Annotated in this window: 16 protein-coding genes; 8 read left to right on the forward strand and 8 right to left on the reverse strand. The window is 68.1% G+C overall.

Features of this window, described 5'->3' with window-relative positions; genetic code table 11:
- Window positions 1–3 precede the first annotated feature (3 nt).
- From QM693_RS27515 to QM693_RS27525, 3 genes are read right to left on the reverse strand one after another with little or no spacing between them, the layout of a single operon-like run.
- The gene (locus QM693_RS27515) at window positions 4–981 is read right to left on the reverse strand and encodes an NAD(P)H-dependent flavin oxidoreductase (protein WP_283353878.1); all 978 of its coding nucleotides are present in this window, start codon (window positions 979–981) and stop codon (window positions 4–6) included.
- 23 nt (window positions 982–1004) lie between these two features.
- Window positions 1005–1409, reverse strand: a complete 405-nt coding sequence (locus tag QM693_RS27520) for a nuclear transport factor 2 family protein (protein ID WP_280781955.1) — start codon at window positions 1407–1409, stop codon at window positions 1005–1007.
- Entirely contained in the window at window positions 1406–2269 is an 864-nt protein-coding gene (locus QM693_RS27525) for a crotonase/enoyl-CoA hydratase family protein (protein WP_280781954.1), read from the reverse strand. The genes QM693_RS27520 and QM693_RS27525 overlap by 4 nt, the downstream gene beginning before the upstream one ends.
- A gap of 109 nt (window positions 2270–2378) precedes the next feature.
- Between QM693_RS27525 and QM693_RS27530 the strand changes: the two genes are divergently transcribed.
- The 4 genes from QM693_RS27530 to QM693_RS27545 all read left to right on the forward strand — a co-directional run bounded on the left by QM693_RS27530 (window position 2379) and on the right by QM693_RS27545 (window position 5879).
- Window positions 2379–2984 (forward strand): TetR/AcrR family transcriptional regulator, encoded by a 606-nt coding sequence (locus QM693_RS27530; protein ID WP_011596490.1) that lies wholly within the window; start codon window positions 2379–2381, stop codon window positions 2982–2984.
- Window positions 2985–3045: 61 nt separating this feature from the next.
- Window positions 3046–4047: a YihY/virulence factor BrkB family protein gene (locus tag QM693_RS27535; protein WP_280781953.1), complete on the forward strand. Its 1002-nt coding sequence runs from the start codon at window positions 3046–3048 to the stop codon at window positions 4045–4047.
- A complete protein-coding gene (locus QM693_RS27540; RefSeq protein WP_054248435.1) occupies window positions 4044–4406 on the forward strand; it encodes a PH domain-containing protein in 363 nt (120 codons plus the stop codon). The genes QM693_RS27535 and QM693_RS27540 overlap by 4 nt, the downstream gene beginning before the upstream one ends.
- A 222-nt stretch (window positions 4407–4628) precedes the next feature.
- Window positions 4629–5879: an MFS transporter gene (locus QM693_RS27545; protein ID WP_283353879.1), complete on the forward strand. Its 1251-nt coding sequence runs from the start codon at window positions 4629–4631 to the stop codon at window positions 5877–5879.
- A gap of 4 nt (window positions 5880–5883) precedes the next feature.
- Here the strand turns inward: QM693_RS27545 and QM693_RS27550 are convergent, their stop codons facing one another.
- Complete coding sequence (locus tag QM693_RS27550; RefSeq protein WP_283353880.1) at window positions 5884–7428, reverse strand: acyl-CoA synthetase; 1545 nt, start codon at window positions 7426–7428, stop codon at window positions 5884–5886.
- A gap of 47 nt (window positions 7429–7475) precedes the next feature.
- The gene (locus tag QM693_RS27555; protein ID WP_283353881.1) at window positions 7476–8789 is read right to left on the reverse strand and encodes an MFS transporter; all 1314 of its coding nucleotides are present in this window, start codon (window positions 8787–8789) and stop codon (window positions 7476–7478) included.
- A 229-nt stretch (window positions 8790–9018) separates the two neighbouring features.
- Between QM693_RS27555 and QM693_RS27560 the strand changes: the two genes are divergently transcribed.
- From QM693_RS27560 to QM693_RS27575, 4 genes are read left to right on the forward strand one after another with little or no spacing between them, the layout of a single operon-like run.
- A complete protein-coding gene (locus QM693_RS27560) occupies window positions 9019–10104 on the forward strand; it encodes a phosphotransferase family protein (RefSeq protein ID WP_283353882.1) in 1086 nt (361 codons plus the stop codon).
- Window positions 10105–10138: 34 nt separating this feature from the next.
- Window positions 10139–11368, forward strand: coding sequence for an acyl-CoA dehydrogenase family protein (locus QM693_RS27565; protein WP_283353883.1), 1230 nt, complete (start codon window positions 10139–10141; stop codon window positions 11366–11368).
- Window positions 11365–12939, forward strand: coding sequence for an acyl-CoA synthetase (locus QM693_RS27570; protein ID WP_283353884.1), 1575 nt, complete (start codon window positions 11365–11367; stop codon window positions 12937–12939). The genes QM693_RS27565 and QM693_RS27570 overlap by 4 nt, the downstream gene beginning before the upstream one ends.
- Before the next feature lie 13 nt (window positions 12940–12952).
- Window positions 12953–14302 carry an MFS transporter gene (locus QM693_RS27575; protein WP_283353885.1) on the forward strand — a complete coding sequence of 450 codons (1350 nt, stop codon included), beginning with the start codon at window positions 12953–12955 and terminating at the stop codon, window positions 14300–14302.
- Window positions 14303–14355: 53 nt separating this feature from the next.
- Here the strand turns inward: QM693_RS27575 and QM693_RS27580 are convergent, their stop codons facing one another.
- The 3 genes from QM693_RS27580 to QM693_RS27590 are packed head-to-tail and all read right to left on the reverse strand — an operon-like array spanning window position 14356 to window position 17664.
- Window positions 14356–15837 carry an adenylate/guanylate cyclase domain-containing protein gene (locus QM693_RS27580; protein ID WP_283353886.1) on the reverse strand — a complete coding sequence of 494 codons (1482 nt, stop codon included), beginning with the start codon at window positions 15835–15837 and terminating at the stop codon, window positions 14356–14358.
- Between the two features lie 55 nt (window positions 15838–15892).
- Window positions 15893–16516, reverse strand: a complete 624-nt coding sequence (locus QM693_RS27585; protein ID WP_061041732.1) for a response regulator — start codon at window positions 16514–16516, stop codon at window positions 15893–15895.
- Window positions 16513–17664 carry a sensor histidine kinase gene (locus QM693_RS27590; protein ID WP_283353887.1) on the reverse strand — a complete coding sequence of 384 codons (1152 nt, stop codon included), beginning with the start codon at window positions 17662–17664 and terminating at the stop codon, window positions 16513–16515. The genes QM693_RS27585 and QM693_RS27590 overlap by 4 nt, the downstream gene beginning before the upstream one ends.
- Window positions 17665–17802: the final 138 nt, after the last annotated feature.

Raw genomic sequence — 17802 nt, forward strand, 5'->3', positions numbered from 1 at the left:
CGCCTAGAGCAGGCGGGCCCTCGCTTCGGCGTACTCGCGGGTGAGGCGTTCGACGATCTCCGCGGCCGGGACGACGGCGTCGACGGCGCCGATGCCCTGTCCGGCGCCCCAGATGTCGCGCCAGGGCTTGGCTTCCGTCTTCGCGGCGGTGTCCGCGTCCTCGCCGACACCGAAGTTCATGGCGGACGGGTCCGACACGGCGAGGTTGTTCGGGTCGAGTCCGGCGGCCTCGATGCTGCCGCGCAGGTAGTTGCCGTGCACCCCGGTGAACAGGTTGGAGTAGACGATGTCGGATGCGGTGGAGTCGACGATCATCTGCTTGTAGCCCTGGTCTGCGTTGGCCTCTTCGGTGGCGATGAACGCGGAGCCGACGTAGGCGAGGTCGGCGCCGGCGGCCTGCGCGGCGAGGACCGAGCGGCCGTGGGCGATGGAGCCCGACAGCAGGACCGGCCCGTCGAACCATTCGCGGATCTCCTGGATCAACGCGAACGGGGACAGGGTGCCCGCGTGTCCGCCGGCGCCGGCCGCGACGGCGATGAGGCCGTCGGCGCCCTTCTCCACGGCCTTCTTCGCGAACTTGTTGTTGATGACGTCGTGGAGGACGATGCCGCCGTAGCTGTGGATGGCGTCGTTGACGTCGGCGCGGGCGCCGAGGGACGTGATGACGATCGGGACCTCGAACTCGACGATGGTCGCGAGGTCCTCGTCGAGGCGGTCGTTGCTCTTGTGGACGATCAGGTTGACCGCGTACGGCGCGGACGGTGTCTCCGGGTTGTTGGCGTCGTGTTTGGCGAGTTCTTCGGTGATGCGGGTGAGCCATTCACGCAGGACGGGCTGCGGGCGGGCGTTGAGCGAGGGGAAGGAGCCGACGATGCCCGACGTCGACTGGGCGATCACCAGGTCGGGACCCGAGACGATGAACATCGGCGACGCGACGACGGGCAGGCGAAGCCGGTCTTGCAGGATGGGGGGCAGGCTCATGAATTTCTCCTTGATGCAGTGGTTTACGACTGGGAGAGCTGGGCGGCCATCAGCGGGATGAGCGCCTGCAGGCCTTTCACGGGACGGACCATCACCTTGAACGACGTGATCTGATCGCGGTCGTTCCAGTGAATGAGGTCGATGCCGTTGACGTGGATGCCGTCGAGTTCGGTGGCGAATTCCAGGACCGCCGAACGGTCGCCGTACCACTCCTCGACGTAGTGGAAACCGGTGCCGTCGAAGACGGTCAGGGCGGCGCGGAGGTACGCCAGGACCTTCGCCTTTCCTTCCTGCGGAGTGAACACGGCGGGGGAGGAGAACACGGCGTCGTCCGCGATCAGGGCGTCGAGGGCGGTGAGGTCGCGACGGTCGACGACGTGGTGCCAGCGGTCGACGACGCCGGGGCGGGCAGGCAGTTCGGCGGTCATCCGCGGAACGCCGGGGTCGGGAGGTCTTCGCCGAACACGTCCGGCAGGTCGTCGCGCACGCTGTCGGGGAACACGGCCGGCCGCTTCTCGAGGAACGCGGAGATGCCTTCGCGCGCGTCCGGTCCGATGCCGCGGATATTGATCCCGCGTGTCTCGACGCGGTGCGCGATCATCGGGTGCTCGGCGCCCAGTGCCCGCCACATCATCTGGCGCGACAGCGCCACCGACACCGGGGCGGAGTGCTCGGTCAGACTCCGGGCCAGCGCATACGCCTCGTCGAGCAGGGATTCCCGCGGGTACAGCTTGTACACGAGGCCGGCGTCGAACGCTTCCGTGGCGGGGAACACCCGGCCGGAGTAGACCCAGTCGAGGGCCGTCTGCAGGGGCACGAGGCGGGGCAGGAACCAGGTCGAGCAGGATTCGGGCACGATGCCTCGGCGGTTGAAGACGAATCCGATGCGGGCGTCGTCGGCGGCGAGGCGGAAGTCGGCGGCGAGGGTCATCGTGATGCCCACTCCCACTGCCGGTCCGTTGATCGCGGCGATGATCGGCTTGCGGGATTCGAACATCCGGAGCACCACGCGACCGCCACCGTCGCGGCGGGCGTCGGCGCCCTCGTCCCCGTCCTCGTCCTGCCAGTGATCGAACGTGGCGGCACCGGCGGACAGGTCTGCGCCCGCACAGAACGCTCGTCCGGCTCCGGTGAGCACGATCGCCCGGACGGAATCGTCCGCATCGAGCTGGTCGTAGGCGGCGATCAGCTCGTTCTCCATGGTGGTGGTGAACGCGTTGAGCTGGTCGGGCCGGTTCAGGGTGATCGTCGCGATACCGTCCGCGACGGCGAGTCCGATGTGATCCACCGCCCCAGCATGACATTGTTACCGAACGATCGCTAGAGCGGGTTCTGTGACGGGACCCACTACCCTTGAGTGGTCGTGTGACGATCGGATCGGGGACGGAGACCGAGGGATGTGCGCTGCAAAAGTCGCCGCCGTGGCAACGGGTACCGGGCGGCAGGTGATCCTCGACTCCGCGGTGGCCAACATGAACGAACGCGGCTATCACGGCACGTCCATGCGCGACATCGCCCGCGGCGCCGATATCACCGTCGCCTCGATCTACCACCACTTCGCGTCGAAGCAGGAGATCCTGCAGGACATCATGGTGCGCGCACTCCACGACGCCATCGCGATGACCCGCGGGGCCCTGCTGCGCTCGGGTGGCGCCCCCGCCGACCAGTTGCAGGCGCTGATGCGGGCGTGGGTCATGTTCCACACCACCCGGCAGCTGGACGCGATGGTCGGCGCCACCGAGATACGCAGTCTCGACGACGCCGGCCGCCGGCTCGTCGTCGCCCTCCGCGACGAACAGGAGCACCTCTTCCGCGACGTCGTCGAGCGCGGTGTCGAGGAGGGCGACTTCGCGACCGAATTCCCGCGGGACGCCGTCCGCGGCATCATCAACATGGGTCAATCGGTGTGCACGTGGTGGCACGCCGACGGTCCGCTGAAGCCCGAGGAACTCGCCGAGCGCTACGCCGACCTCGCCCTGGCGATGGTGAAACCGACCGTCTGATCGCCGTGGCCGCGGCCCGGGCAGAATCGGGGTAGCGGGTGTCGCGGAAACGGAGCGTGAGATGAAGTTCGCCAGACGGCTCGACGCTCTCCAGCAGAAGTACCCGGCAATGGGCTTCCCGATCGCCGTCACGTACAAATTCCTCGACGATCAGGGCGTGTACCTTGCGGCGTTGATCGCCTACTACGGGTTCATCTCACTGTTTCCCCTCCTGCTTCTGCTCTCGACGGTGCTCGGGTTCGTGCTGGCGGGGCACCCCGAACTGCAGCAGGACATCATCGACTCGGCGCTGAGCCAGTTCCCGGTCATCGGCGCCGACCTGGCGGACCCGCACCGGATCGGCGGCGGGGTGACGGGCCTGGTGATCGGACTCGTCGGCGCCCTCTACGGCGGCCTCGGGGTGGCACTGGCCAGCCAGAACGCGATGAACACGGCGTGGTCGGTGCCCCGCAACATGCGGCCCGACCCGATCCGAGGCCGGTTGCGGGGTCTGCTGTTGCTCGGCACGATCGGTCTCGCCGTCCTCGGCACCGCCGCGGTGGCGGCGGTCGGCGCCGCGACGCACCTGTCCGGATCGTCCACCGTGCTTCTCATGCTCGCCGCGATCACGATCAACTCCGCGATCTTCATCCTCGCGTTCCGGCTCGCCACTGCCCGGCCGCTGTCCGTCGCCGACGTCGCGCCCGGCGCCGTCGCAGCAGCCGTGGTGTGGCAGGTGCTCCAATCGTTCGGCGCGTATTACGTGAGCAAGGTGGTGAGCACGGCGTCCGTGACGAACGGGGTGTTCGCCGTCGTGCTGGGCTTGCTGGCGTTCCTCTTCCTCGCCGCCGCGGCGATCGTGGTGTGTGTGGAGATCAACGTCGTCCGCGTCGACCGGCTGCACCCGCGGGCGCTGCTCGGGCCCTTCACGGACAAGGCCGACCTCGTGGAGGGCGACAGGCGGACGTTCACCGACCAGGCGAAGGCGCAACGCGCGGTACCGCACGAGGGCATCCACGTCACGTTCGACGAAGTTTCTGCGAAGATGGACAGGCCTGGACCGCCGTCGAAGGAGGAACCATGACCGACCCGATCTTCGACAAGTCGGAACAGTTGAAGCAGGTCCAGCAGGGCATCCTTCCCGGCGAGACGATCATCGCCGTGTACGACTGCATCGGCGCGGGCACCGGCTTCCTCGGGATCACGAACCTCCGCGTCGTCATCCAGGACAAGAGCTTCGTCGGCAAGCGCACCGCGATCACGTCCATCCCGTACAAGAACATCCGCTCGGTCTCGTTCCTCAGCAACAAGTCGTGGGCAGGCCAGTTCTTCTCCTCCAGCAGCATCGCCCTCGACGTCGCCGACACCACGTACGAGGCCGACTTCCGTGGCATGGACAAGGCCCACCACGTGCACACGGTGATCCTCGAACACATCACGTGACGTAGGTCGCTCTGCTCCGGTGCGTCGCCCCAGGTCACGGCGACGCACCCACATGCCGCGCCGGTGAGTGGAATCACCCCCGCGTGAATTGTCAATTCGGTTGCAGCCTCGCCCATACTGGTACGAGCCGGTGTGCCACTATCTCGGCCCGGTTCATCCTCAGGCGAGTCCATTGGACGTGCTCGCCGATCCTACGATCAGCCCGACGGGAGTCTTGCTGCCATGACGCCGCCTGCAGTTCACCTCACCGAACCTGCGGTCACCGCTCGTCCGTCTCTGCGTCCGCGGATTCCGTCACCGAGCAGGCGGGGCGCGATGCTGGCGCTTGCCCTCGGCGGGTTCGGTATCGGCACAACGGAATTCGCGTCCATGGGCCTGCTGCCCGCGATGGCTGCGGGGACCGGGGTGTCGGAGCCGGTGGCCGGGCACTTCGTCTCCGCGTACGCGCTCGGCGTCGTCGTGGGGGCGCCCACGATCGCGGCGATGGCCGCGCGCGTCGAGCGGCGCACGCTGCTCATCGCGTTGATGGCCACGTTCGTCGTCGGCAATCTCGCGACCGCCCTCGCCCCCGGTTACGAGTCGCTGCTGGCGGCCCGGTTCCTCGCCGGGCTGCCCCACGGCGCGTACTTCGGGGTCGCAGCGTTGGTCGCCGCGCACCTTGCGGAACCGGGCAAACGTGCCAAGGCGGTCGCGACCGTGATGATGGGTCTGTCTGTCGCGAACGTTGTCGGGGTGCCTGCGACGGCGTTCTTCGGTCAGATCCTGGGCTGGCGGTCCGCGTTCGTGCTCGTGGTGATCATCGGAATCGTGACGCTGGTGGCGTTGGCACGCCTCGTCCCGCCGCTGGCCGGGGTGCACGTGAGCAACCCGGTGGCCGAACTCGGGGCGCTGAGCCGGGTGCAGGTGTGGATGACGCTGATCTTCGCGACAGTCGGGTTCGGCGGTTCGTTCGCGGTGTACACCTACATCAGTTCGACGCTCACCGACGTGTCCGGGTTGCCGCACGCGATGGTTCCGGTGGCGCTGATGCTGTTCGGTTCGGGGATGATCCTCGGCAACGTCGTGGGTGGCCGCATCGCCGACAACGCGGTGGTCCCCGGGCTGTTCGGGTGCATGATCGCCCTGATCTGCGTCCTCGCCCTGTTCATCGTCGCCGCACACAACCCGGTGACGGCGCTGATCGTGCTGTTCTTCATCGGGATGGCGGTGACGGCGATCTTCCCGGCCGTCCAGTCGCGGCTGATGGACGCGGCGGGTGACGCGAAGACCCTGGCGTCGACGCTGATCCACGGCGCGTTCAACCTCGCCAACGCGGGTGGTGCGTGGATCGGTGGTGTCGTGATCGCGGCCGGATACGGCTACACCGCCCCGGCCGCCGTCGGCGCCCTCCTCGGCGTCGCCGGACTGATCGTCCTCACGATCGCGGTCCTCCTCGACCGCCGGCGCCGGGACGAACCGGCCGCCGACGGCTGACGGTTCAGGCGTGAACTCCGGCGGCGTACCGATCTCGTAACGTGCCCTTGACGAGTTTCCCGGTGGGGGTGCGGGGGAGGTCGTCGCTGAAGACGACGTTCCGCGGGACCTTGAACCGGGCGAGCCGTCCCCGCACGTGGTCGAGGAGGTCACCGGCCAGCGCGTCGTCCCCGGTCACACCCGGAACGGTCTGGACCACGGCCAGCACCGATTCACCCATCTCCTCGTCGGGGATCCCGATCACCGCGACGTCCAGGACGGCAGGGTGTTCGGTGAGGGTGTTCTCGATTTCCTGCGGATAGATGTTGACGCCGCCGGAGATGATCATGAACGACTTCCGGTCGGTGAGGAACAGAAACCCGTCCTCGTCGAGGTAGCCGACGTCGCCGGTGGTGGTCCACGTCGGGTGCTGTGGGTGCTGGGCGTCGCGGGTCTTGGCTGGGGCGTTGTGATACTCGAACGGCAGGGTGTCCCGCTCGAAGTAGAGGGTGCCGATCTCGCCCGGTGCGAGGTCGGCACCGTCGTCGCCGCAGATGTGGGCGACGCCGAGCGCGGCGCGGCCGACGGTTCCGGGCTTGCGGAGCCATTCGTCCGAATTCACGAGGGTCATGCCGTTGAGTTCGGTGGACGAGTAGTACTCCGACAGGATCGGACCCCACCACTCGATCATCTGCCGCTTCACCTCCACCGGGCACGGGGCCGCGGCGTGCACGGCGACGCGCAGGCTGGAGACGTCGTACTTCTGCCGGGTCTCGGCGGGCAGCTTCAGCATGCGGACGAACATCGTGGGTACCCACTGGCTGTAGGTGACGTGGTACTGCTCGATGTACGCGAGCGCCTGCTCGGCGTCGAAGCGGTCCATCACGACGACGGTGCCGCCGAGGGCCTGCACCGACGCGCAGGTGCGGAGCGGTGCGGCGTGATACAGCGGGGCGGGTGAGAGGTAGACGGTGTCCGGTGTGACTCCCCATACCGTCGCGTTCATGCCGGTCATGGTGTCGCCGGGTTCCTGGATCTGACGCGCGGGCAGTTCCGGTTTGATGCCCTTCGGGCGACCGGTGGTGCCGGACGAATACAGCATGTCCGCCCCGCGGGGCTGGTCGGGGAGCGGGACGTCCGACTCCGCGGCGGCGGCCCGGTCGAGCGAGTCGTAGCCGGGAATGGTTCCCCCGAACGCGAGCCGGTGCTCGGTGGCCGGGGTGAGGGCGGGGAGGTCACGCGCAACCGCGTCCAGTGCGGCGTCGACGATCAACGCCTTGGCGCCGCAATCTTCGACGATGTAGGCGATCTCGGGTGGCGTGAGGTGCCAGTTCGCCATCGTGAGGTAGAGACCGGAACGCATGGCCGCCCAATAGATGTCGAAGATCGCGGGAGTGTTCGTGGCCAGCACCGCGACGTGATCTCCGCGGCGCAGTCCGAGGGCGTGCAGGTGGCGGGCGATCCGGATCGAGCAGGACTCGAGTTCGGCGAAGGTGACCGTCTGCCCGGTGCCTGCCATGATCACGGCCGGCTTGTCGGGGGTGGTGGCAGCATGAGCGCCGGGATACATGGTTGCTCCAATTCGTGAGGGATCTCGAGGGGGACACTGTCCGGACGTCAGCCGAGTTGCTCCTGCGCGACCTTGGACCGGCGGGCCACACCGGCCACCGAGATCAGTCCGATGACCGCAGCGACGATCACGAAAACGGCAGGGGAGAGGACGTTTCCGGTCTTCTCCACCAGCCAGACGGCGACGAAGGGGGCGGTGCCACCGGCGATGACGACGCCGAGGTTCCAGCCCATGGCGACCCCGGTGAAGCGGACGTCCTTGTCGAACAGCAGCGGCATCAGCGTGTACGCGCCGACCTGGGTTCCCACGGTGTTGACCATGATCAGTAGGTAGGCGATCGCGGCGATCCACAGGCTGTGGTGCATGACGGCCATGGCGGGGAAGGTGATGATCGCGAATCCGGCGAGGCTGATCACGGTGAACCGCAACCGTCCGATGCGGTCGGCGAGCATGCCCCCGAGCGGCATCGCGAGCGCGACGACACCGATGACGGCGGTCGCGATCCAGTAGACCGGGGTGCGTTCGTAGCCGAGGCTCTTCATGAGATGGATGCTCATGTAGGTGAGGCCGATGTACGCGGTTCCGTTGCACGCCAGGCTGATCCCGACCGACTGCAGGAGGGCGAGCGGCTGCCGCCGGAAGACGGCGACGACGGGCGCCTGGACCGGTCCGGAATCGGCGTCCTCACCGTGGGTCTCCTCGACCCGGGTGCGGGCCCACAGGCAGAGCAGCGTCAGCGGCAACGCGAGCAGGAACGGGACCCGCCATCCCCAGCTCTCGAGTTGCGCGTCGGTCGTCAACGCCGACACCGTGCCTGCGACCGCTGCGGCCATCGCGAACCCCATCGTGGATCCGAGCGGGGTGAACGCCCCGTAGGTGGCCTCGAGATGCCGCGGCGCGGATTCGGAGATGAACGTGGCCGAGCCGCCGACCTCGCCGCCTGCCGAGAATCCCTGGACCATCCGCACGACGACGAGCAGCACGGTGGCCCAGATCCCCGCTTGCGCGTGGGTGGGCAGGAATCCCATGGCCATGCTGCCGAGGCCCATGCAGACGAGCGTCGCGAGGAGGGCCTTCTTCCGTCCGAGCCGGTCGCCGATGTGCCCGAACACGATGCCACCGAGTGGGCGCATGAGGTAGGCGGTGCCGAACACGGCGAGTGCGGACAGCAGCGCGATGGCCGGGTCGCTGCTGGGGAAGAAGAGTGGGGCCATCACGATCGCGAGGTAGCCGTACAGGCTGAAGTCGTAGTACTCGATCAGGGTGCCCACGCCACCCGCGATCGCGGCGCGGCGCGCTCGGATGCGGTCTTCGGTCCGCCATGCGGTGGTGGCAGCAGACCCGGTCAACTGGTCCGTCATTGGTGTCCTGACCTTTCGGAGGCGGATGAGACGTGCATCACTTCTCGTGGATCATGCCAAGCGAACGATCGATTGGCAAGGTGTTCGGGCGTCGGGCCTTTTTCGACAGTTCTGGATCTTTAGTCGCTGTATAAGGAGATATTGACTTCCGACGTTCACTCGGTTGATGATGAGAACTGGCCGAACGAGCGTTTGGCTGAAGATCGAAGTATTCGAAAGGACGCAGCGGATGACGACGTCCCACGCCGAAGCGGACACCCACGAGGACCGGGAGGATTCGGCCGGCGTCGACCTCACTGCTCTCGCCCACTACCTCGACGACGCACTCGAGGGCGGGGTGCGCGGCGACCTCGCCGTCTCGCTCATCAGCGGTGGCCGATCGAACCCCACCTACCGCGTCGCCGACGCCGACCGGACGTGGGTTCTGCGGCGGCCACCGTACGGGCACGTCCTGCCCAGCGCTCACGACATGAAGCGCGAGTTCACCGTGATCAGGGGACTGGCGGGAACCGCCGTCCCGGTGCCCGACGCGGTGCTGCTGTGCGAGGACAAGGACGTGCTCGGAGCCGCGTTCTACCTCATGGAACTGGTGGACGGAACACCCGTCGGAACGGTCGAGCAGGCGTCGGCACTCACCCCGGACGACCGTCGCCGGCTCGGACTCGACCTCGCCGACACCCTGGCCGCACTGCACGGCGTCGACCCCGCCGCGGTCGGGCTCGGCTCGTTCGGCCGCCCCGGCGGATACCTCGAACGTCAGCTCGACCGTTGGTCCCGGCAGTGGGAGGCCTCGCGCACCACCGATCGGCCCGAGGTGTCCGTGCTGCTCGACAAGCTGCGCCGGGCGCTGCCCACCTCGCACTTCCCGGGCATCGTCCACGGCGACGTCAAACTCGACAACGTGCTCGCGTCCCGTAACGACGCCGGGAAGATCGTCGCCGTTCTGGACTGGGAAATGGCCACGCTCGGCGACACGTTCGCCGATGTCGGGATCATGCTGAGCTTCTGGGACCAACCCGGCGCCGTCGACAACCCGGTGACCAAGGGTCTCGCCCGACTCGACGGATTCCCCACCCGTACCGAACTTCTCGACCGCTACGCCACGCGGCGCGGCATCGAGATCCCCGACATCGACTGGTACACGGTGTTCGCCGACGTCAAGATCGCCGTCATCCTCGAGGGCATCAATGCCCGGCACGCACAGGGCGACACCGTTGGTGGGGGTTTCGACGACGTCGGCGACATGGTCGGCCCGCTGTTGCAGCGTGCACTCGACCTCGCCGCCGTGTCGCCCGTGTCCGAACTCCGCCGCTGACCGCGGCACCACCGAAGAGATTGGAGCCACGGAAGTGGATTTCGACTACAGCCCGAAAGTGCTGGAACTGCAAGCGAAGCTGACGAAGTTCATGCAGGAGCGGGTACTACCTGCCGAGACGATCGCCGAGGAGCAACTGGCCTCGAAGCCGGACCACTGGGGTGCGCCGCCGATCGTGGCCGACCTGAAGGCGGCCGCGAAGCGCGAGGGCCTGTGGAATCTCTTCCTGCCCGCGCGCGAGGGTGCGGGCCTGACGAACCTCGAGTACGCGCCCCTGGCGGAACTCACCGGCTGGAGCCCGCTGATCGCGCCCGAGGCGTTCAACTGCAACCCCCCGGACACCGGCAACATGGAGCTGCTGCACCTGTACGGCACCGACGAGCAGAAGCGGGAATGGCTCGAACCCCTGCTCGCAGGCGAGTTCCGGTCGTGCTTCTCGATGACCGAACCCGACGTCGCGAGCTCGGACGCCAACAACGTCCGGTTCGAGATCGCCGAGGACGGCGACGACTGGGTGCTGACCGGCCGCAAGTGGTGGTCCACCGCGGCCCTGCGCGACGACTGCCGGGTGGCGATGGTCATGGGCGTCACCGACCCAGGTGCCCCGGTCGGCAGCCGGCACAGCATCGTCCTCGTTCCCATGGACACCCCCGGTCTGACCATCGTCCGGTCCACCACGGTGCTCGGCTTCACCGACCGCCACGAGGGCGGGCACGGCGAGATCGTCTTCGACAAGGTCCGCGTCCCCAAGGCGAACCTGCTCGGACCGCGCGGCAAGGGCTTCGCGGTCGCGCAGGCCCGCCTCGGTCCGGGGCGCATCCACCACTGCATGCGGTTGATCGGCATGGCCGAGCGGGCGATTGCGCTGATGACCGAACGCGCCCGCACCCGGGTGGCGTTCGGCAGGCCCCTCGCCGACGAGGGGGTCGTGCAGGCGACCGTCGCGGACGCGCGGATCCACCTCGACGCCGCCCGGCTGCTGGTGCTGCGGGCCGCCTGGCGGATGGACGCCGAGGGCACGAAGGCGGCCCGTCACGACATCGCCGCAGCCAAGGTGATGGTGCCGCTGACGGTCAAGCGGATCGTCGACGACGCGATGCAGATCTTCGGCGGCGCCGGGCTGTCACAGGACACGATCCTGCCGGTGCTCTACGCGCAGGCCCGGTTCCTGCAGATCGCCGACGGTCCCGACCAGGTGCACCGCCGCTCCCTCGCCCGCGCGGAGTTCGCCGCCACCCCGGTACTGAAAGAAGTCCGCGGGTGAACGACGACAGCACACGCGCCCGGCAGCAAAGCATCGGCGACATTCCGCGGCGGTCCGCGGCGCGTTTCCCGGACAAGCTCGCCGTGGTGCACCGCGACGTCCGGCTCACGTTCGCCGAATTCGACACCCTGATCGACAGGGTCGCGGCGGCCCTGCACTCCGAGGGGCTGACGCGGGGCGACCGGCTCGCGCTGTTGTCGCACAACTGCTGGCAGTACCCGGTGCTGAACTTCGCGACCGCCCGGCTCGGTGTGGTTCTCGTGCCGGTCAACTTCATGCTGACCGGCGGGGAGATCGCATACATCCTCGACGACTGCGCAGCCGACGCGTTCGTCGTCGAGGACGCCCTGGTGCCCGTTGCCGAGAAGGCGCTCGCGGAATCGACGGGAAGCGTCCGGGTGCGGGCCACGATCCCGCTCGGGGATACGGCCACACCAGATGGGTGGCGTTCGGTGACTGACTGGACCGAGGGCGAATTCGGTTCGCCGCCCGAGGTGTTCGTGGCAGACGACGACGTGGTCCGCATCATGTACACGTCGGGCACCGAATCACGGCCCAAGGGTGCGATGCTCACCAGCCGGTCGCTGATGTGGCAGTACATCAGCTGCATCGTCACCGGCGGCATGAGCAGCGACGACGTGGAGGTGCACGCGCTGCCGCTGTACCACTGCGCTCAGCTCGACAACTTCCTCAGCACCGACATCTATCTCGGCGCGACGAGCATCATCGTCGACGGGCCCGACCCGCAGGTGCTGCTCCGCACCATCGAGGCCGAGCAGGTGACCAACCTGTTCTGCCCTCCGACGGTGTGGATCTCGCTGCTGCAGTCACCCGAGTTCGAGAGCGCCGACCTGCGTTCGCTGCGCAAGGGCTACTACGGCGCATCACCGCTGCCGGTGGAGATCCTGCGCGAAATGAACCGCCGGTTGCCGGGTATCCGGCTGTGGAACTTCTACGGGCAGACGGAAATGGCGTCACTCGCGACGGCCCTCGGGCCGGAAGATCAAGACACGCGCGGTGGTTCGGCGGGCAAACCCGCTCTCAACGTGGAAACACGCATCGTCGACGACCGGGACCTTCCGCTTCCCGCGGGCGAGGTCGGCGAGATCGTGCACCGCAGCCCGCACGCCACCGTCGGCTATCTCGGACAACCCGAGAAGACCGCGGAAGCATTCGCGGGCGGGTGGTTCCACTCCGGCGACCTCGGCTACCTCGACGAGGACGGATACCTGTGGGTGGTCGACCGCAAGAAGGACATGATCAAGACCGGCGGGGAAAATGTCGCGACCCGGGAGGTCGAGGAAACGCTCTACGAACTCGACGGCGTCGGTGAGGCCGCCGTGTTCGCGGTGCCGCACCCACGGTGGATCGAAGCGGTCGCCGCAGTCGTGGTCCCCGCCGCCGGCGTCGAACTCGACGAGAAGGACGTCGTGGAGCACTGCCGCGGACGACTCGCCGGATACAAGGTGCCCAAGTACGTGATCGTCGCCGACTCCCTCCCGAAGCACCCGAGCGGCAAGATCCTCAAACGCGTTCTCCGAGACACATTCGGTTCCATTGCCCAAGACTGAGCAGGAGACCATCATGCCCACCGATTCGAACACACAACGCGCGGGCAAGCCCCGGGCCGCGCGCGCCTCGTTCGCGGCCGCCATCTCGACCTCACTCGAGTGGTACGACTTCTTCATCTACGCGACCGCCGCCGCACTCGTCTTCAACGCCACATTCTTCGCGACCGACAGTCAGGTCGTCGCCGCCCTCAACTCGTTCGCCACGGTGGCGGTCGGCTTCATCGCCCGGCCGATCGGCGGCGTCCTCGCCGGCCACTTCGGCGACAAGGTGGGGCGCAAACCGGTACTCGTCGCGGCCATCGTGATGATGGCCGTCGCGACGTCGCTGATCGGCCTCGTGCCCAATACCCAACTCGTGTGGCTCGCACCCACGATTCTCGTGACGCTGCGGATCTGCCAGGGCCTCGCCGTCGGAGCGCAATGGGGCGGTGCCGTCCTCCTCGCCACCGAGAACGCCCCCGCCGGACGTCGCGGGTTCTACGGCAGCTTCGCGCAGCTCGGCGTGCCCATCGGCGTCGTGCTCGGAAACGTCGTCTTCCTCGTCATCACAGCGGTATTCGACTCCGAGTCGTTCCTCGCGTGGGCGTGGCGCATCCCGTTCTGGATCAGCCTCGTGATGCTCCCGGTCGCCTTCGTCATCCACCGCTACCTGGAGGAGACACCCGAGTTCCGGGAACTGTCGAAGAAGCTCGCCGCGACTCCGGTCGCGCGGAAGTCGCCGATCCTGCAGGTGCTGCGCAACAATCCCGGCACCGTACTCACCGCGGCCGGCGCGAACGCCATCGGCGTCATCTTCTTCTACACGATGATCACGGGGTCCGTGCAGTTCGCCACCACATACCTCGGGATCGAACGCTCGACCGTGCTCGGCTTCATCCTCGCCGCCTGCGTTCTGATGATTCCGCTGGTACCGCTGGCCGGATACCTCTCCGACATCTACGGCCGGAAGCTGATCTTCGGAATCGGCACCGCCGGAATGCTGCTGTGGGGAATCCCCATGTGGCTCATGATCGGACACTCGAGCCAGGGCACGCTGTGGCCGTTCGCGCTCGCCGTCTTCGGCGCCGTGATCGTCATGTCGTTCCAGACCGGAACGCAGGGAACGCTGTTCGCGGAACTGTTCCCGCCCGAGATCCGATTCTCCGGTGCCTCCCTCGGCTACCAGATCTCCGCCATCATCGGTGGCTTCTCACCGATGGTCATGGTGCTGCTCATCAACGGCGACGCGTCCAACGCCTGGCGCGTCGGCGCCTTCCTCGCCGGCGCCGGAGCGATCGGGCTGCTCTGCCTCGTCGCGATCGTTCGCAAGTACTCGTCGCCCGACATCCAGCAGGCGCCTGCCCGCCAGCCCACGGCGGTGTGAGGTGACGTGAGTGGCAAAGTGTGCTGGCGCACGCTTTGCCACTCACCTGGGGGTCAGCGGGACAGTCGGCGTTGCCTCGCGTTGGCGGCGCCGACGAGCGCGCGCAGTGCCTGCGGTGCCCGCTTCGCGGTGCGCAGGATGGCCTGGTCGATGACGCTGAGCCGTGGTGCGCGCCGCGGCACCATCCGGGGTGTGTCCGCGTCGGAGAGCGCGTAGAGGATCCATCGACCCGGGACACCCTTGAGTTCGTGTTCACCGACTTCGGTGAACCGGAGACCCGACCCCACCACGAGGTCGCGCACGGTACGTGACACCAGCACTTCCCCGGCGCGGGCCGTCGCTCCGATGCGCGCTCCGATGTGGACGGTCATCCCGCTGACGTCGGGCCCGTTCCGCTCCACCTGCCCGGTGTGTACGCCGGCCCGCACGTCGAGGCCGAGGGCGCACGCGTCGTCGACGACGCTCCGCGCACACCGGATCGCCGAGGTGGGGCCGTCGAAGATGCTGAACGTGCCGTCGCCCGCGACGTTGAGGAGGCGTCCGCCCGCCCTCTCCACCCCGTCGCGCACCTGCCGTTCGTGGGCGGCGCGGAGTTCCCGGTAGGCGCCGTCGCCGATCCTGGCGAGCATCTCCGTCGACCCGACGACGTCGGTGAACAACACGGACGCAACGAACTGCCCGGCGTCCGGTGTCGGGTGACCACCGGTGGCGAGTTGCTCGACGTCGTCGATGATCGGCTTCCACGCCTCCCCGAGCGACGCGCCGGTCGGCGCGGGCGGCAGCAGATGGAAAGTGCTCTGCGGGATGTGATCGGCGACGTACCGCGCGGCGGCCGCGGGAACGGGACTGCCCGAGACGATGACGATCCGGGCCGGGCACTGGATCGCCGGCAGTATGTCGGAGTAGTCGAGGCGGAAGATCCACTCCATGTGGGCGCGCGCGACGGCCGGTGTCGCCGAACTTCGCTCGAGCATCGACATCAGCCGTCGGTTGAACGGGGAATCCTCGCCGGGATCCCACAACGGCACGGTCGCGCCCGACCCCCACACCTCCGTGGCCGCCCGCCATCCCTCGACGAAGTGGTCCCGTTCGGCGGTCGACCATCCCTCCGGATCGTGGTCGCCGCCGATCAGGCGTTCGGCGAACGGCTGGATCAGCAGCACTCCGGTGACTCGTTCCGGTGACCGCGCCGCCACGAGCGCGACGGCGCCGCTCGCGCTGGCCACGCCCACCAGCAGTGCCTCGCGCATCCCGATCTCGTCCATGACCGCGACGATGTCGTCGGCCTGCTCCTCGAGCGTCGGCAGGTGGTCGACCGGGTCGGACAGGCCCAGCCCCCGCTGCTGGAAGTAAGCGGTGCGGGCGAACGTGCTGCCCCGTTCCATCAGGTAGTGGATCTGCGGGTCTGTCCACATCAGGTCGAGGTGCATGTTGATCTCGAAGAGCCACACCACGTCCAGCGAACCGCCGCCCACCACCTGATACGCCAGCGCGTGCCCGTCCCGCTGGATGTACTGGACGACCGGTGGGTCCATTTCCCCAGCGTAAACGCATGTGAGTGGCAAAGTGTGCGTCCGCACACATTGCCACTCACCTGGGGATGGTGCCCAGCTCGCGGGCCCGGGCGATTGCGGAGGTCCGGGACTTGACGCCGAGTTTGCCGAAGATGTGGACGAGATGGGACTTCACGGTGGTCTCGGAGAGGAAGAGTTCCTTACCGATCTCCCGATTGGATCGCCCGGCAGCCACCAACGTCAGCACCTGGATCTCCCGTGGGCTGAGGCTGGTGGCAGGTCGGCGTACGCGCGTCATCAGTTTCGACGCCACGGCCGGGGAGAGGACGCTGTCGCCGGCCGACGCCGCGCGGACGGCGGCGAGGAGTTCGGGCGGGGGAGTGTCCTTCAGGAGATACCCGGCGGCGCCGGCCGCGACCGCGTCGAGGATGTCGGCGTCCGTGTCGTAGTTGGTGACGACCAGCACGTGCGGTGGGTTCGGCAGGGACCGCAGGTTCCGGGTGGCGTCCACACCTGAGGTGCCGGCGCCGAACCGGAGGTCCATGAGCACCAGGTCGACCGGAGTCGTCGCGCACAACGCCACGGCGGCGTCGGCGGTGGCAGCCTCGCCGACCACCTCGATGTCGTGCTCGTGCTCGAGGAGGGCGCGCAGGCCCGCGCGAACGATCGCGTGGTCGTCGGCGAGCAGCAGTCGGATCATGCGCCGACCTCGAGCGGGAACGACACCGCGACCGCGGTCAGTCCTGGTTCCGACTCCACCGACATCGACCCGTCGAGCAGCTCGACGCGTCGGCGAATCGAATTCAGCCCGAACGCTTTCGACGGTTCACGGTCGAGGAGTGCGACATCGAAGCCGCCGCCGTCGTCGACGACGTCCAACCGGACCGCGTCCTCGTAGTAGGTGAGAGTGACCGCCATCCGGGATGCGTGTGCGTGCCGGACCACGTTCGACACCGCGCCCTGCGCAATCCGCACCAACGCCGCCTCGACGGGCATCGGCAATCGCACCGGCTCCCCCTCGACCACGGCAATGGTGTCGAACGTGTCGTTCCTCGCCTGCGTGCAGATCCGTGCGAGCGCGTCCACGAGTGACTGCCCGTCGAGGACGGCGGGTGTGAGATCGCCGATGAGCTGACGGGTTTCGGCGAGGCTGTCGGCGGCCGTCTCCCGCGCCAACCGGATGCGGTCCCGGGCGGGGTGGTCGGGGGCGGCGCGTTCGACGGCGTGGAGCAGCATCTGAATGCTCGACAGATCCTGCGCGACGGTGTCGTGGATCTCGCGTGCGAGCCGCTCCCGTTCGGTCAGGGAGCCGGCGGCACGTTCCTGCTCGGCGAGTTCGGCTCGGGTTCGGGTCAATTCGTCGATGAGGCGATCGCGTTCGACAGCCTCCCGGTACAACGCCCGGTAGCCGAGGCCGATCGCCACCGCGACGCACGCACCGATCACCGGACCGACGACACCCGCGACGCTCCAGCCGCGGTGCATTCCGGTGCCCACGACCGCCACGACGGTCGCGGCTGCGACCGCCAGGACTCCCCAGCGTCGCGGCAGCAGATGCAGGTACAGGAAGAACAGCCCGAACGCGAGATAGGCGGCGTCGGGGGCGAGGACCATCAGCGCCACCCACAGAGCCGTCAGCGCTGCGAGCCACCACGTCCCGCGCAGACGACGCGTCGCTCCCGCCGCGTACACCGCGAGAAACGCCACCGACAGCACCACGATCGCCGGTGCCTGCGGTGCGTCCGGAAGGACGGCGCGCAAGATCACGACTGCAGTGAGCGCCGCGATCAGCGCATGCAGTCCCAGTTGGAGTCCCGCGAACACGGGCGTGAGAGGGGAGCGGTGCACCCCGCCCAGCTTATCGACGCGACCGCACCCGGCATCCATCGAAAGGCGGAACGCGCACCCGACCTTCGACCACCGAGAATTCCACCGCACGTGCGATGGAACCGTGTCGTGTCCGGGGCACGGTGAGTTCGGAGGCCG

It is taken from the genome of Rhodococcus sp. IEGM 1305 (genome assembly GCF_030058635.1).
GTDB lineage: Bacteria > Actinomycetota > Actinomycetes > Mycobacteriales > Mycobacteriaceae > Rhodococcus_F > Rhodococcus_F opacus_D.